Origin of the sequence: Noviherbaspirillum sp. (assembly GCF_035654295.1) — a bacterium.
In the GTDB taxonomy this organism is placed as follows: domain Bacteria; phylum Pseudomonadota; class Gammaproteobacteria; order Burkholderiales; family Burkholderiaceae_D; genus Noviherbaspirillum.
Genome location: NZ_DASRXF010000061.1, coordinates 1 through 16187 on the forward strand (window position 1 = coordinate 1; position 16187 = coordinate 16187).

9 protein-coding genes are annotated in these 16187 nt (G+C 63.9%); 2 read left to right on the top strand and 7 right to left on the bottom strand.

Annotated elements, in window-relative coordinates; all coding sequences use genetic code 11:
- Nucleotides 1-2244: hydantoinase/oxoprolinase family protein (locus VFF99_RS07170; protein WP_325016364.1), on the bottom strand; the 2244-nt coding region annotated here is incomplete at its 3' end.
- A gap of 93 nt (nucleotides 2245-2337) precedes the next feature.
- Here VFF99_RS07170 and VFF99_RS07175 point away from each other — a divergent pair.
- Together VFF99_RS07175 and VFF99_RS07180 are read left to right on the top strand one after the other, a co-directional pair.
- Nucleotides 2338-2619 carry a hypothetical protein gene (locus tag VFF99_RS07175; RefSeq protein WP_325016366.1) on the top strand — a complete coding sequence of 94 codons (282 nt, stop codon included), beginning with the start codon at nucleotides 2338-2340 and terminating at the stop codon, nucleotides 2617-2619.
- A 168-nt stretch (nucleotides 2620-2787) separates the two neighbouring features.
- Nucleotides 2788-5187: a sensor domain-containing protein gene (locus tag VFF99_RS07180; RefSeq protein ID WP_325016367.1), complete on the top strand. Its 2400-nt coding sequence runs from the start codon at nucleotides 2788-2790 to the stop codon at nucleotides 5185-5187.
- A gap of 271 nt (nucleotides 5188-5458) precedes the next feature.
- Here the strand turns inward: VFF99_RS07180 and VFF99_RS07185 are convergent, their stop codons facing one another.
- The 6 genes from VFF99_RS07185 to VFF99_RS07210 all read right to left on the bottom strand — a co-directional run bounded on the left by VFF99_RS07185 (nucleotide 5459) and on the right by VFF99_RS07210 (nucleotide 16066).
- Nucleotides 5459-6142 (bottom strand): diphthine--ammonia ligase, encoded by a 684-nt coding sequence (locus tag VFF99_RS07185; protein WP_325016369.1) that lies wholly within the window; start codon nucleotides 6140-6142, stop codon nucleotides 5459-5461.
- A gap of 117 nt (nucleotides 6143-6259) precedes the next feature.
- Nucleotides 6260-7075: a helix-turn-helix domain-containing protein gene (locus VFF99_RS07190; RefSeq protein ID WP_325016371.1), complete on the bottom strand. Its 816-nt coding sequence runs from the start codon at nucleotides 7073-7075 to the stop codon at nucleotides 6260-6262.
- Nucleotides 7076-7438: 363 nt separating this feature from the next.
- Nucleotides 7439-10717 (bottom strand): fused isobutyryl-CoA mutase/GTPase IcmF, encoded by a 3279-nt coding sequence (gene icmF / locus VFF99_RS07195; protein ID WP_325016373.1) that lies wholly within the window; start codon nucleotides 10715-10717, stop codon nucleotides 7439-7441.
- A gap of 201 nt (nucleotides 10718-10918) precedes the next feature.
- On the bottom strand, nucleotides 10919-14473 hold the full coding sequence (locus tag VFF99_RS07200; protein ID WP_325016375.1) for an indolepyruvate ferredoxin oxidoreductase family protein: 3555 nt from the start codon (nucleotides 14471-14473) through the stop codon (nucleotides 10919-10921).
- 201 nt (nucleotides 14474-14674) lie between these two features.
- Nucleotides 14675-15610, bottom strand: a complete 936-nt coding sequence (locus tag VFF99_RS07205) for a LysR substrate-binding domain-containing protein (protein WP_325016377.1) — start codon at nucleotides 15608-15610, stop codon at nucleotides 14675-14677.
- Between the two features lie 9 nt (nucleotides 15611-15619).
- The gene (locus tag VFF99_RS07210; RefSeq protein ID WP_325016379.1) at nucleotides 15620-16066 is read right to left on the bottom strand and encodes an Lrp/AsnC family transcriptional regulator; all 447 of its coding nucleotides are present in this window, start codon (nucleotides 16064-16066) and stop codon (nucleotides 15620-15622) included.
- Nucleotides 16067-16187 lie beyond the last annotated feature (121 nt).

Below are 16187 nucleotides of genomic sequence, written 5' to 3' on the forward strand. Positions count from 1 at the left end.
GTTGGCGATCAGGTTGCCCTCGGCGTCGAACAGCGCGCAGGAAAAATCGAGGCGCTCCTTGATGTTCACCGAGACCGCGGTGTTCTGCAGGCGCAGGCCCATCTGTTCGGCGATCGACATGAAGAGATTGTTGAACACTTCCAGCATGACCGGATCGGCTTCCGTGCCGGCCGCCCTGCGTTGCGGCCGCGCGGCCACGCGCTGCATCACGAGATGGCCGTGCCCCGTGACCTCCGCCTGCCAGCCGGGCTCGACGACATTGGTTGCATTCGCCTCGGCAATGATGGCCGGGCCGCTGACGATGTCGCCGGGGCGCATATCGTCACGGCGGAAGAGCGGCGTGTCGTGCCATGCGCCGCCGGAAAAGAGGCGTGCGTGCTCCGACGCTTGCAGCGATCCGTCGCGCGGCGGCAATGGCGTCTCGCAGGCGGCGTCCCCGGCTGCGCCGATCGCTTCCACCGACACCGCCTCGATTACCAAGTTCTTGCCCGGCATCAGGAAGGCATAGCGCTGCTTGTACGCCGCTTCGAACGCGGCCTGCATGGCGGCGATATCGGCGGCGGGAACGACGATGACGGAATCCGTGCCCTCATAGCGCAGGTGCACTCGCTCGACGACGCGGATGCACGATGCATCCACACCCTGCGACTGCAGGTCGGCACGTGCATCTGCGCCCAGCCTGCGCAACGTATCCGCAACCGTTTGCATCGCCGCGGGTGCAAGAATCGCCTCCAGCGCCTGCTCCCGCATCGCGGTCTGGTCGGCCAGCCCCATGCCGTAGGCTGATAGCACGCCGGCAAACGGATGGGCGAACACGCGCGTCATGCCGAGCGCGTCGGCCACCAGGCAGGCATGCTGTCCGCCGGCGCCGCCGAAGGTGACGAGGGTGTAGCCGGTGACGTCATGGCCGCGTTGCACGGAAATGAACTTGATCGCATTGGCCATGTTGCCGACCGCGATCTCGATGAAGCCTTCCGCCACTTCCTCCGGCGTGCTGCGCTTGCCGGTGGCGCGCTCGATCTCGGCGGCCAGTTCGGTGAACTTGCGCACAACGATGTCGCGGTCCAGCGGCTGATCCGCACGCGGGCCGAAGACGGCGGGAAAATGCCGGGGCTGGATCTTCCCCAGCATCACATTGCAGTCGGTGACGGTGAGCGGTCCGCCCCGGCGGTAGCTCGCCGGCCCGGGATTGGCACCCGCGCTGTCCGGCCCCACGCGGTAGCGCGTACCGTCGAAGTGCAGGATGGAGCCGCCGCCCGCGGCCACTGTGTGAATGCTCATCATCGGCGCGCGCAGGCGCACGCCCGCGACCTGCGTCTCGAATGCACGCTCGAATTCGCCGGCGAAGTGCGATACGTCGGTGGAGGTGCCGCCCATGTCGAAGCCGATGAGGCGGTCCAAGCCCGCCGCATTCGCCGTGCGCGCCATGCCCACAATGCCGCCCGCCGGGCCGGACAGGATCGAATCCTTGCCCTGGACGCGATGGGCATCGGTCAACCCGCCGCTGGATTGCATGAACAGCAGGCGCACGCCGGGCATCTCGCCCGCCACCTGTTCGACGTATCGGCGCAGGATGGGCGACAGATAGGCATCGACCACCGTCGTGTCGCCGCGCGAGACCAGTTTCATCAGCGGGCTCACTTCGCTCGAAACCGACACCTGCGTGAACCCGGTCTCGCGCGCGATGCGTCCGATCGCGGTTTCGTGCTGTGAATAGCGGTAGGCATGCATCAGCACCACCGCCACCGAGCGCAATCCGTGCGCATACAGTGCCTGCAGCTCGCGGCGTACCTGTGCCTCGTCCAGCGGCAGCACCACTTCGCCCTGCGCGCCGATGCGCTCGTCCACTTCCACCACTTCGCGGTAGAGCAGTTCCGGCAGCACGATATGGCGGTCGAACAGGCGCGGGCGGTTCTGGTAGGCGATGCGCAGCGCATCGCGGAATCCCCGGGTGATCAGCAGCGCCGTCGGCTCGCCCTTGCGCTCCAGCAGCGCGTTGGTGGCCACCGTGGTGCCCATCTTCACCGCTGCAACCTGCTCCGCCGTGATCGGTTCCCCCGGGCGCAGCCCGAGCAGATGGCGGATGCCCTCTACCGCCGCATCCTGGTACTGTTCCGGGTTCTCCGACAGCAGCTTGTGCGTGACGAGACTGCCGTCCGGGCGGCGCGCCACGATGTCCGTGAACGTGCCGCCGCGATCGATCCAGAATTCCCAGCGCGGGTCCGCTTTTCGTTCAGTCCACATTGCCTTGTCCATGGCCACAATGTAGCAGACGCCCGGAACCGATGCCGGTGAACGCCGGGTCGAAGTATCATGCTTGGAGAACAGGGGGCCGCCGTGGAAAAATTTCTCATCCGGAACGAATTCGGACAGTCGCAGGAATTGCTGGGCGAAGAACTCGTCGTGCCCGGCTTCGAGGAAATGCAGTTCATTCTGCATGCGTGGCTGTACGACAAGCGCGGCGGCTGGGCCGTCACCGAGCGTTCCTCCGGCAAGCGCATCACCAGCGGGCCGGCCGGCACCGAGCACGCGGCGCAGGACCAGCTCGAGCGTCAGCTCAAGCTGCACGGCAAGGAGGCACTGATGCGGGTGCTGGGCCAGGGAAAGCTGTCGAGCTGATAAGGACCCCAAAGCACACGCGGAATTGTTGCGCTTCGAGGAAAGTTCCGCGCATTACGAAACGGTGGTGCAAGCACCGCGCGCTTGAGTTGCGACAATACGTGCTACGCCGGGCGACGCAAGATGGATGGCAGGGAAACTTGCCCATCCGGCGTGCCGGGAATCGTCATGACAGCACATACCAGCCTGCCCGCGGTCTGCATGATGGACGCAGCGGGAAAGATCCGCAGCTGGAGCGCGGAGTGTCAATGGCTGTTCGGCCTGACGCCCGCGGAAGCGGCGGGGCAAGCATTCGGCACCTGCATCGCTCCCGGCCACGAACACGACTTCATCACCCTGGTCACTGCCGCCAGAACCAAAGCCGTGCGGTCCGGCATCGGCCTGCTGGCCAACGACAAGTCCGTATTCACCGCCAGCCTGACCATCGTTCCCCAGTCCACGCGCAGCGGCACCGTCGACCAGTTCGTGCTGATCGTCGACAGCGGCCTGCATGATGAGGATGCAAAGCAACCCGATACCGACGCCGCCTTTTTCAAGCGCTTTTCGGCAAACCTGCCGGGCCCGTTCTACGTGCTCGACCAGGTCGGCCATCTCGTGACATGGAACCGCGTGCTGGAGGAAGCGACGCAGCTGCGCAGCGACGAACTCGCCGGTATGCACGCGCTCGACTTTTTCGACGAAGCCCAGCGCGACACGATCAAGCAAAAGATGCGCAATGCCTTCGAGCGCGGCGTCTCCAGCGTGGAAGCCTGGGTCGTGCGCAAGGACGGCAGCCGCACACCCTACCTGTTCAATTGCGCGCGCACCAAGGTGGACGGCGACATCTGCATCTGCGGCATGGGCATCGACATCACCGAACGCAAGCAGGCGGAGGAAATTCTCCACCTGTACCAGCGTGCGCTGCAGGCGAGCGTCAACGGCGTGGTCATCGCCCGGCGCGCCGAAAACGGCAACCGTATTGAACTGGTCAACCCCGCCTTCGAGCAGATCAGCGGCTACCGCCAGGACGAAGTGGCCGGCATGGACCTGTTGTTCATCTGCGCGAAAGACACCGACCACGGCGAGCAGGGCAAGGTCCGGCATGCGCTGCAGCACTGCCACAGCATCCATGTCGTCATCCGCAGCCGCCGCAAGAACGGCGATCTGTTCTGGAGCGACCTGAAGATCGCGCCGGTCGCCAACAGCGCCGGCACGGTCACCCACTTCGTCGGCGTGCTCAGCGACGTCACCGAAGCCAAGCACTATGAAGCGCAGCTCGAACACCTCGCCAACCACGACACCCTGACCGGGCTGGCCAACCGCAACCTGCTGCACGACCACATGGAGATGGCCATCCAGCAGGCGCGGCGGCATGGCAATCTCGCCGCATTCGCCTTCATCGACGTCGACAACTTCAAGTTCATCAACGACACCTTGGGCCACGCCGCCGGCGACGACGTGCTCAGGACCCTCGCCCAGCGCCTGCGCGCGAGCGTGCGCGAGATCGATACGATTGCGCGTCTGGGCGGCGACGAATTCGTCATCATCTTCGCCAACCAGCCCGATGCCGGACACGTCGTCGACATGCTGGAGCGCGTCCGCCACAACATCGCCGAAGCCATTCCGACGGCAGAGCAGCCGATCCATGTCAATGTCAGCATCGGCGTCAGCGTGTACCCGCGCGACGGCAACGACGCGGAGCTGCTGCTGCGCGCCGCGGACGCCGCGATGTACCACGCCAAGTTCATCGGCCGCAACAACTACCAGTTCTACTCGGCCGACCTGAATGCGTCCGTGCACAAGCGCATCCGCCTCGAGGCCAGCCTGCGCGGGGCGATCGACCGCGAAGAGATGTATCTGCTTTACCAGCCGAAGGTCGACCTCCGGTCAGGCAGGATTGTGGGCGCCGAAGCACTGGTGCGATGGAAACACCCGGCGCAAGGCACGCTTCCGCCGGCCGAATTCATCCCCGTCGCCGAAGACACCGGACTCATCGTCCCGCTGGGCGACTGGGTCATGCGCCGCGCCTGCGCCGAGCTCAAGGCGCTGCATGACAGAGGCTTCAACGACTTCTCCATCGCCGTCAATCTCTCCAGCCGCCAGTTCAAGCAGCGCAAGTTCCTCGACTGCGTCGCCGAGCACGTCGGGACCGCCGGCATCAAGGCGGGTGCGCTGGAACTGGAACTCACCGAAAGCCAGCTGATGGACAACCCCGCGCACGCCGCCCAGCTCATGTCGCAGCTGAAAGAACTTGGCGTGCGCCTGTCCATCGACGATTTCGGCACCGGCTACTCCAGCCTCAGCTACCTGCAAAAATTTCCGGTCGATTCCATCAAGATCGACCGCTCCTTCGTGCGCGACCTCGATGAAGGCGCGGAAGACGCGATCATCACCAAGGCCGTCATTGCGCTCGGCCACAACCTGAACGTGAAGGTGATCGCGGAAGGCGTGGAGACGAAAGAGCAGCTTGCCTTCCTGCGCCATTACGGATGCGACCAGATACAGGGGCACTACTTCAGTGAACCAGTGGACGGCGAGACGATGCAGTGCCTGCTGGAAGAAAAGAGAGTGCTGGCGGTAATGCAGTAGAGGAAGTCATTCCTGCGAAGGCAGGAATCCAGTGTCGTTAGATGACGTCTGCAAGACACTGGATCCCGGCCTGCGCCGGGATGACGGGGAGAGTGGGGAGCGCGATTGAAGTCAGCCACCCGCAATCGAATGTCGCAAGACCGCCCTGATTGCCCGCGTGCGGGTAGAAACGGCACCACCTCCCAGTTCCCCTACCCCGTCATCCCGGCGAAGGCCGGGATCCAGCGGCGTTGTAGGCGCGAAGAAAGTCGATGACCGTGGTGGAGAACGCTCAGGGGGCCAGTGTCTGGAAGGTGTAGATGCCCGATCCTTCCTTGGTCGGCGCCCGGTATTCCCGGATCTCGACCCTGCGGAACGCGACGGGATGCATGAACCCCGGGCCGTCGTACACGAAGGTGTGGAACTCTCCGTTCTCGCCGCAGGCATCGACGCCGGCGGGCAGGTCGGCCAGGAAGGCTTCGTCAAACTCGCGCCCCGCGAACTCCGGCCCGAGATACTTCCCGTTCACGCACACCACCACGGCCTTGAAGCCGTGTGCCAGGAACTCGTCCACCAGCTTGCGCCGCGGTTCGTCCCATAGCGGCAGGCAGGGCGTGATGTCCGCCTTCGCGCACACCTTCTCTTCCCATTCGCGGTGCGGGACGAGATCGATGTCGCCGAAGACCGCATGGCGGATGCCTTGCGCCTGTGCGTCGCGCAGTTCCGCGATGAAGCGCTCTTCGTAATTGCCCCAGGACGTGTTGTAGAAGCGCAGCTCTGCGCCGAGCGCCTCGGCCTGCGTGCGGATCAGTTCCGGCGGGATGCCGTGGGAGCGCGAGCTGGCGCCGCTTTCATCCATGGCCGTGATCAGGCGGCAGATCCGCATGCCGGACTGGCGGGCGCGCCACATGGCGAGGCAGGAATCTTTGCCGCCGCTCCAGGAGACGAGGGCGGGAGTATTGTCGGAGGTGGTCATGGCGCGTGCGTGCTGTCCCGTGGAAGCGGGATTATCGCAGACGCGCGGGCCGGAATGGGGAGAAAAAAACCGCCGGGGCTGGAGAGGGCGCCCGGCGGCAAGCAGGGGCCGAAACGCTTATGCAGCCGCGCGCTGGACTTCTTCGTTCGCCGCCACGGTGGGGACCTTGCGGCGGGTGCGGGCGGGCAGGCGGCGCAGGGTGCGCAGCGCCGGGATGTCGTGCAGCACCACGTTGCGCAACTCCACGCTGATCAGGCCGGCGGCGGCGAAGGCGGACAGGGTGCGGCTGATGGTTTCCAGGGTGAGGCCGAGATAGTTGCCGATCTCTTCGCGGGTCATGCGCAGGTTGAACTGCTTGCCGGAATAACCCATCTCTTCGAAACGGCTAGACATGAAGGCGAGGAAACGGGCGACGCGCGCTTCCGCGCCGAGCGAACCGAGCGCACCGATCAGGGATTGCTCGCGCGCCAGTTCGCGGCCCATCACGCCGTAGATCGCGAGCTCGAGGTCGGGCTGGGATCGGCCGAGCGCGGTGAGAGTCTTGAACGGGACCAGGATGACTTCGCACGCGGTCAGCGCCACTGCTTCGGTCGTGTGGACGCCGCCGTGGATGCCGTCGACACCGAGCAGGTCGCCCTTCATCGGGAAGGCGACGACCTGTTCGTGGCCGGCGTCATCGATGATGACGGACTTGATGAAACCGGAATACACCACGTACAGCGTATCGAAGGACTGGCCGATGGTGTGGATGCGCTGGCCGGCCTTGTATTGCACGTGCTGGAACTGGGAGTCGCCATCCTTGACGAAGGCGGGAATGCCGAGCAGTTTGGCAAGCTCGGTCAGGCTGGACCAGAGCTTGACGTGACGTGAGGGAAGCGCGCCGCCGGCGATCGGGGCAACGGCGTTCGTCTGGGCATTGTTCGGGTTATACATATTGTCTTGCTCCTCGTGGGCTGAAGGTGATGAATCGCTGCATCAAATTCTCTGGGAACAATTATCAATAAGTACAAGCGTGAACAATATCGGACGGTGGATGAAAAACTGTGTAAGGCGAACGAAACAAATTTTCGGAATATTCCGATTGACGACTGGAAAGCCGCGTGTTTTTCGTCGTGGGAAGACGCGTGTTTCAGAGGGAAGTTTCGCCTTCTGCGCAGTGTCAGAAAATTCAGGAGGGGGATGCGGAAGGGGAGAAGAGGCAGTCAGCGGTGAACGCGGATCATTGCAACAAAGTGTAAGCCGCGATGCGTGGTTTTGCATCGCGGCTTTGATACTGCTTAAGCGCGTTACACGTGCTTACATGTTGCGGCGATACTGACCGCCCACTTCGAACAGCGCATTGCTGATCTGTCCCAGCGAGCACACGCGCACCGCATCCATCAGCACGGCGAACAGGTTCTCGTTGTTGATCACCGCCTGCTGCAGCCGCTCCAGCATCGCCGGGCCCTGCGCCGCGTTGCGGGCCTGGAATTCGGCGAGGCGCTTGAGCTGCGACTGCTTTTCCTCCTCGGTCGAGCGCGCCAGTTCCAGCGTCTGCGGGATCGCCTCGCCCTTCGGATTGCGGAAGGTGTTGACGCCGATGATGGGCAGCGTGCCGTCGTGCTTGAGGTGCTCGTAGTACATCGACTCTTCCTGGATCTTGCCGCGCTGGTAGCCGGTCTCCATTGCGCCGAGCACGCCGCCGCGTTCCGCGATGCGCTCGAATTCCTGCAGCACCGCTTCCTCGACGAGGTCGGTCAGCTCCTCGACGATGAATGAACCCTGGTTCGGGTTTTCATTCTTCGCCAGGCCCCACTCGCGGTTGATGATGAGCTGGATGGCCAGCGCGCGGCGCACCGATTCATCGGTCGGCGTGGTGATCGCTTCATCGTAAGCGTTGGTGTGCAGCGAGTTGCAGTTGTCGTAGATCGCGATCAGCGCCTGCAGCGTGGTGCGGATATCGTTGAAGTCGATTTCCTGCGCGTGCAGCGAGCGGCCGGAGGTCTGGATGTGGTACTTCAGCTTCTGGCTGCGCTCGTTGGCGCCGTACTTGTCGCGCATCGCAACAGCCCAGATGCGCCGGGCGACGCGGCCGAGCACGGTGTATTCCGGGTCCATGCCGTTGGAGAAGAAGAACGACAGGTTGGGCGCGAAGTCATCGATGTGCATGCCGCGCGCGAGGTAGGCTTCGACGAAGGTGAAACCGTTCGACAGCGTGAAGGCGAGCTGCGAGATCGGGTTCGCGCCGGCTTCGGCGATGTGGTAGCCGGAGATCGATACCGAGTAGAAATTGCGCACGCGGTTGTGCACGAAATATTCCTGGATGTCGCCCATCACCTTCAGGCTGAACTCGGTCGAGAAGATGCAGGTGTTCTGGCCCTGGTCTTCCTTCAGGATATCGGCCTGCACCGTGCCGCGCACGTTTTCCAGCACCCATTCGCGGATCTTGGCGGCTTCGTCGTCGGTCGGCTCGCGCTTGTTGTCGGCGCGGAACTTGTCCATCTGCTGGTCGATCGCGGTGTTCATGAACATCGCGAGGATGCTCGGAGCCGGGCCGTTGATGGTCATGGAGACAGACGTGTTCGGTGCGCACAGGTCGAAGCCGTCGTACAGCACCTTCATGTCGTCCAGTGTGGCGATGGAGACGCCGGAGTTGCCGATCTTGCCGTAGATGTCGGGGCGCGGGGCCGGGTCGGCGCCGTACAGCGTCACCGAATCGAAGGCGGTGGACAGGCGCTTGGCGTCCATGCCTTCGGACACCAGCTTGAAGCGGCGGTTGGTGCGGAAGGCATCGCCTTCGCCGGCGAACATGCGGGTCGGGTCTTCGTTCTCGCGCTTGAAGGCGAACACGCCGGCGGTGAAGGGGAAGGAACCCGGGACGTTCTCGGAACGCAGCCAGCGCAGGATCTCGCCGTGGTCTTCGAACTTCGGCAACTGCACCTTGCGGATGGTGGTGCCGGAGAGGGTCTTTTGCGTGAGGCGGGTGCGGATTTCCTTGTCGCGGATCTTGACCACGTATTCATCGCCGGAATAGGCGGCCTTCATGTCGGGCCACATCGCCAGCAGTTTCTTCGAACCCGGGTCCATCGCATGGTCGCGCTCGGCGATCAGCTCGTCGAGGTCGGCGGTCTTGTTGCATGCCGCGGCCATGCGCTTGGCTTCCTGCAGCTGCTGGCGTTCACGGGCGAGCGTGACCTGCCTGGCCGTGTTGCGGTGATAGCCGCGCACGGTGTCGGCGATCTCGGCCAGGTAGCGGGTGCGCGCCGGCGGTACGATCGCATTCTTGCCGGAGGAGAAGCGGACGTTGACCGGGGCCAGCTTGCCGGACCGGGTCTTGAGGCCGAGTTCGGCCAGCTTGGGCAGCATGCCCTGGTAAAGGGCGGTGACGCCATCATCATTGAAGCGCGAGGCCTGCGTGCCGTACACCGGCATCTCGTCCGGCTTCTTCATGAACAGTTCGCGGTTGCGCTGGTATTGCTTGGCGACGTCGCGCAGCGCATCCTGCGCGCCCTTGCGGTCGAACTTGTTGATCGCGACGAAATCGGCGAAGTCCAGCATGTCGATCTTTTCGAGCTGGGAGGCCGCGCCGAACTCGGGCGTCATCACATACATCGACAGGTCCACGTGCGGCACGATGGCGGCGTCGCCCTGGCCGATGCCGGAGGTTTCGACGATGACGAGGTCGAAGCCGGCGACCTTGCAGGCGGCGATCACGTCGGGCAGCGCCTGCGAAATCTCGGAGCCGGCTTCGCGCGTGGCGAGCGAGCGCATGAAGACGCGCGACTGCCCGTTCCACGGATTGATCGCATTCATGCGGATGCGGTCGCCCAGCAGCGCGCCCCCGGACTTGCGGCGCGAGGGGTCGATGGAAACGACGGCGATGTTGAGCGCGTCGTCCTGGTCGAGGCGGATGCGGCGGATCAGTTCGTCGGTCAGCGAAGACTTGCCCGCGCCGCCGGTACCGGTGATGCCGAGCACCGGGGTCTTGATGGTGTCGGCGGCCTTGTGCAGCTCGGTCTTGAACTTCGGATCGGCCTTGCCGTTTTCGAGCGCGGTGATCAGCTGCGCGAGCGGACGCTGACGCTGCACCATCTCGCCCTGCGTCAGCGCATCGAGCGAGTTCGGCGCGTAGGAGGACAGGTCGACGTCGCACTGTTCGATCATCGACAGGATCATGCCCGCCAGGCCCAGGCGCTGGCCGTCTTCCGGGCTGAAGATGCGGGTGACGCCGTAGGCATGCAGGTCGGCGATTTCGGACGGCACGATCACCCCGCCGCCGCCGCCGAACACCTTGATGTGCGCGCCGCCGCGCTGCTTGAGCAGGTCGATCATGTACTTGAAGTACTCGACATGGCCGCCCTGGTAGCTGGAAACCGCGATGCCCTGCGCATCTTCCTGCAGCGCCGCGGTGACGATCTCGTCGACCGAGCGGTTGTGCCCGAGGTGGATGACTTCCGCGCCATTGGCCATCAGGATGCGGCGCATGATGTTGATCGAGGCGTCGTGGCCGTCGAACAGCGAGGCCGCGGTCACGAAACGGACCTTGTTGGCCGGCTTGTATTCGGTGATCTTCTTGGCTACGGAGAGGTCGGTCATTGGCTTGTCTCTTTAGAAATATTCAGCCGCCTTCGGGGGCGGCCTATGCTGGGGAATGACGTTTACGTTAACGTCAAATCTAGCACAACGTCAATCGGCTTGCCGTCGTTGGGATGACAGTGTTCTGGCGGTAATGATTCGGCTGCAGGTTCCTTCCCCCTTGCAGGGGGAAGGAGCTCTTCCTTTATAGGCGAAAAAGGCTTACGCAGCGTGCGGAATCCCGTGCAAGCTTGCCTCGAACTTCTCCAGCAGCGCCTTGCGTTCCTCCCGGTACTGCTGCACCGCCTTTTCCTTCACATGCCCGAAGCCGCGGATCTTGTCCGGCAAGGCGGCGATCTGCACGGCCAGCGCGAGGTTGTCCTGGTTGAGCCTGTCGAGCAGGGAAAGCACGGTCGCCCGGTACTCCTCGACCAGCGCGCGTTCCATCCGGCGCTCGGCGCTGTAGCCGAACACGTCGAGCTTCGTGCCGCGCAGTTTCTTCAGTTTGGCGAGCACGCCGAACGCTTTCCACATCCACGATCCGTATTCCGCCTTGACCAGACGACCCTTGGCATCCTTCTTCGCCAGCAGCGGCGGGGCAAGGTTGAATTTGACCGTGAAGTCGCCTTCGAACTGTTGCCTGAGCTTTTCGACGAAGTGGCCGTCGGTGTACAGGCGCGCCACTTCATACTCATCCTTGTAGGCCATGAGCTTGAAGTAAGCAGTTGCTACGGCGCGGGAGAGCGCCTCGCCGCTGCCCAGCTTGCTTTCGGCGGCACGCACGGTGTTGACCAGTGCTTCGTAGCGGCTGGCGTAGGCGGCGTCCTGATACTCGGTGAGGAAGGCGATGCGGCGCTTGACGAGGGCGTTCAGGGTTTGCGGCATCTGCAGCAGCACCGGCTGGCCGGGGACGGCGATGCGTTCGACGCGGGCAAGGTCGACCGCGGCGCGGCGGCCCCAGAGGAAGCTCTTCTTGTTCGCATCCACGGCCACACCGTTCAGCTCGATGGCGCGCAGCAGGGCGGCTTCGGAAACCGGGATCGCGCCTTTCTGGTAAGCAAAGCCGAGCATGAACAGGTTGGTGGCGATCGAGTCGCCCATCAGCGCGGTGGCGAGGCGGGTGGCGTCGATGTAATCGGCGCGGTCGGCCACCGATTCATTGATCAGCGCCTGCACTTCCTGCAGCGGGAACTGCCAGTCCGGCTTCTTGGTGAAGTGGCCGGTCGGCTGCTGGTGGGTGTTCACCACGGCGCGAGTGCGGCCAGGGCGCATCTTGGAAATCGCATCCTGTGCGCCGGCGGTGAGCATGTCGCAGCCCAGCACGAGGTCGGCCTCGCCAGTGGCGATGCGCTGCGCGCGGATCGCGTCCGGCGCCTTCGAGATGCGGATGTGCGAGGTGACCGAGCCGTTCTTTTGCGACATGCCGGTCATGTCGAGCACCGATACGCCCTTGCCTTCGAGGTGGGCAGCCATGCCGATCAGGGCGCCGATGGTGATGACGCCGGTGCCGCCGATGCCGTTGAGCAGGATGTTGTAGGGCGCGTCGCAGCCGGGGATGAGCGGTTCCGGCAGCGGGCCGAAGTCGTCGTCCTTGGCCACGCCGGTCTTCGACTTCTTCAGCGTGCCGCCTTCGACGGTAACGAAGCTCGGGCAGAAACCCTTCACACAGGAATAATCCTTGTTGCAGGATGACTGGTCGATGGCGCGCTTGCGGCCGAACTCGGTTTCCAGCGGCATGATCGAGGTGCAGTTCGATTGCACGCCGCAGTCGCCGCAGCCTTCGCAGACGGCGTCGTTGATGAACAGGCGCTTGTTCGGGTCGGGGAATTCGCCCTTCTTGCGGCGGCGGCGCTTCTCGGCGGCGCAGGTCTGGTCGTAGATCAGGACGGTCACGCCGGCGATATCGCGCAGTTCGCGTTGCACCGCGTCCATGTCCTTGCGGTCGTGCAGGGTGACGATGGCGGGCAGCGAAGAGCGGTCTTCATAGCGGCTCAGGTCTTCCGTCACCAGCGCGATGCGCTTCACGCCTTCGGCCACCATCTGCTGGGCGATCATCGGCACCGAAGTGATGCCGTCCACCGGCTGGCCGCCGGTCATGGCGACCGCGTCGTTGTAGAGGATCTTGTAGGTGATGTTGACGTTGGCCGCCACCGCCGCCCGGATCGCGAGATAGCCGGAATGGAAATAGGTGCCGTCGCCGAGGTTCTGGAAGACATGCGGCAGTTTGGAGAAGGCGGCCTGGCCGATCCACGGCGCGCCTTCGCCGCCCATGTGCGTGGTCAGCTTGTTGTGTTCCGGATAGATGGCGGTGGCCATCACATGGCAGCCGATGCCGGCCAGCGCCAGGCTGCCGTCCGGCACCTTGGTCGAGGTGTTGTGCGGGCAGCCGGAGCAGTAATAGGCCGGGCGCGGCGGGGTGTTCACCGCTTTCGACAGCACCTTGTCCTTCGCTTCGAGGAAGGCCAGTCGCGCCTTGATCAGGTCGCTGGTATGGAAGCGGGCGATGCGCTGTGAAATCACACGGGCGATCTGCGCGATCGAGAAATCCGCCTTCGACGACAGCAGCCATTCCCCGCGCGGATGCACCCATTCGCCTTTTTCGTCGAACTTGCCGATCACGCGCGGGCGCACGTCGTCGCGCCAGTTGTAGAGCTGTTCCTTGAGCTGGTATTCGACGATCTGGCGCTTTTCCTCGACCACCAGGATTTCATCGAGGCCCTGCGCAAACTCGCGCACGCCGTCCGGCTCCAGCGGCCAGGGCATGGACACCTTGTACACCCGGATGCCGATGTCGGCGGCCATCTTTTCATCGATGCCGAGTTCTTCCATGGCTTCCAGCACATCGAGATAGGATTTGCCGGAAGCAATGATGCCCAGGCGGGCATTCGGGCTGTCGATGGTGGTGTGGTTGAGCTTGTTGGCGCGGGCGTAGGCCAGGGCGGCGTAGATCTTGTAATCCTGCATCAGCGCTTCCTGCTTGCGCGCCTGGATGCCCAGCGTGTCGGTCGAGAGGCGGGTGTTGAGGCCTCCCTCCGGCATGATGAAGTCGGTCGGATACTGGATCTGCAGGCGGAACGGGTCGGCATCCACCGAGGCGGTCGATTCCACGGTATCGGCCAGCGCCTTGAAGCCGACCGCGCAGCCGGAGTAGCGCGACATCGCCCAGGCGTGCAGGCCGAGGTCGAGGTATTCCTGCACATTGCAGGGATACAGCACCGGGATCATGCAGGCGGCGAAGATGTGGTCGGACTGGTGCGGCAGCGTCGAGGAATAGGCGCCGTGGTCGTCGCCGGCCACCAGCAGTACGCCGCCGTACTTCGAGGTGCCGGCATGGTTCATGTGCTTGAAGACGTCGCCGCAACGGTCCACGCCGGGACCCTTGCCGTACCACATCGCGAACACGCCGTCGTATTTCGCCGGGCCGATCAGGTCCACGGTCTGCGTGCCCCAGACGGCCGTGGCCGCCAGGTCTTCGTTCACGCCGGGGACGAACTTGATGTGGTTTTCTTCCAGGAGCTTTTGCGCCTTCCACAGGTTTTCATCGAGGCCGCCGAGCGGCGAGCCGCGGTAGCCGGAGATGAAGCCGGCGGTATGCAATCCTTCCGCCAGGTCGCGCTGGCGCTGCATCATCGGCAGGCGCACGAGGGCCTGGATGCCGGAAATGAAGATCTTGCCGCTGGTGGAAGTGTATTTGTCGTCGAGTTTGACGGGGGCGAGGGCAGGCTTGCCGGCTTGCGCGGCGGGCTGCCCAGCAGTGGCCACTGCTGTATCGGGCATATTGTCGTCTCCAAAAGTTTATTTCAGATAGCAGCTGGCAGGAGTCGCCGGGTAAGGCGGGGTAATGCCAGGATGCAAGACCGGGGTAACGGTCGTGAGCGATTTTGCATGCAAATGCGCTACGAAGGGAAGTGTAGGGCGATGCACCGCCCGGCGCAAATAGGGAATGCGGATAGGGGTATAAGGAAAAACGATGGCCGTTTAGCGATGCAGCACGCTGGCGCCCAGCCAGCGTCCGCTCAGGCAGAGTTCGGCGGTGACGTCGAGGACGAGGCGGGAGACCGCCGCCGCGGCATTGGTCAGGGGGATGTTGCGGGAGGCGCACAGCACTACGGTGCGCGAAATGGTGTGGCCGCTGATCGTGTGGGCGACGAATTCGCCGCGCTCGATTTCAGAAAGGACCGGCGCCACCGGCAGGATCGTCGCGCCGATGTCCGCCTGCAGCGCAGATTTCAGAATGGCAACCGAATTGATATCGATCACCTGCTCGATCGAAAGCCCCGCCTCCTGCACCACGCGTTCGATGCGCGGCCGTACGCCGTGCTGCAGTCCCGGCAGGATCAGCGGCGCGTGCACCGCCTTGGCCAGCGGGATGCTCTTGCGCCCCACCGCGAAGCGCGAATCGGCGCGGGTGATGAACATCAGCTCTTCTTCCACCAGCGGCGTCACCGAAAACGCGCCGAGCTGGCCATCGTCGAACAGCACCGCGAGGTTGATGCGGCCGGACTTGAGCTGCTCCATCAGGTTGCCGGAGAGTTCCTCGGTAAGCTGCAGCGAGATTTCCGGATAATGCTCGCGCACGGCGGTGAGCAGCGGCAGGGCCAGCGCGCTCGACACGCTCTGCGGCACGCCGAGGGCCACCGTGCCCGAGGGCCGGCCGGTGGATTGGGCCACCGCCCATTTCGCATCCTCGACCTGCTTGAGGATGGCTTGCGCGTGCTCGTAGAAGGTCTTGCCGGCATCGGTCGACATCACGCCCTGCGCCGAGCGGTGCAGCAACTGCGCGCCCAGTTCTTCTTCCAGTTGCCGCACCTGCTGCGTCAGCGCCGGCTGTGCGATATGCAGCACGCGGGCCGCGCGCGAGAGCGAGCCGTGGTCGACGATGGCGACGAAGTAGCGGAGTTGGCGCAGTTCCATATGCCGATTCTAGCCGACCGGCCTGATGGCCTTGTGCTGGATCGAGGACGACAGGATGAGCGAAGTGGACGTCACCCCGCAGCGGGTGAGCTCGACGATCACCTTTTCCAGCTCGGTGACCGAAGACGCCACCACTTTGACGATGCTGCAGTCATCGCCGGTGATCGAATGGCATTCCACGATCTGCGGCACCTGCGCGGCGACCACCTCGACCGGGGTCTCATGGGTGCGCTTGGAGACACGGATGAAGGCCGTGATGCCGTAACCCAGCGCACCCGGATCCACTTTCGCGTGGTAGCCGGTGATCACGCCCGCCTGCTCCATCCGACGCACCCGTTCGGCGACGGCCGGCTGGCTCATATGAATACGGCGCCCGATTTCGGCCAGCGTGGTACGGGCATCCGCCTGCAGGATTTCCAGGATGCGCGCATCCATCACGTCGAATTCGATTTTCATGGTAAACCCCTTGGATTTCGTTTAAAGCCAAACTTTTCTGCTTCTTTTGCCTTGCATTATCCATTCAAAACGCATTTTTGGGCGCATACACTAATTCGTACAAAAAACCTGTCCTGACGGA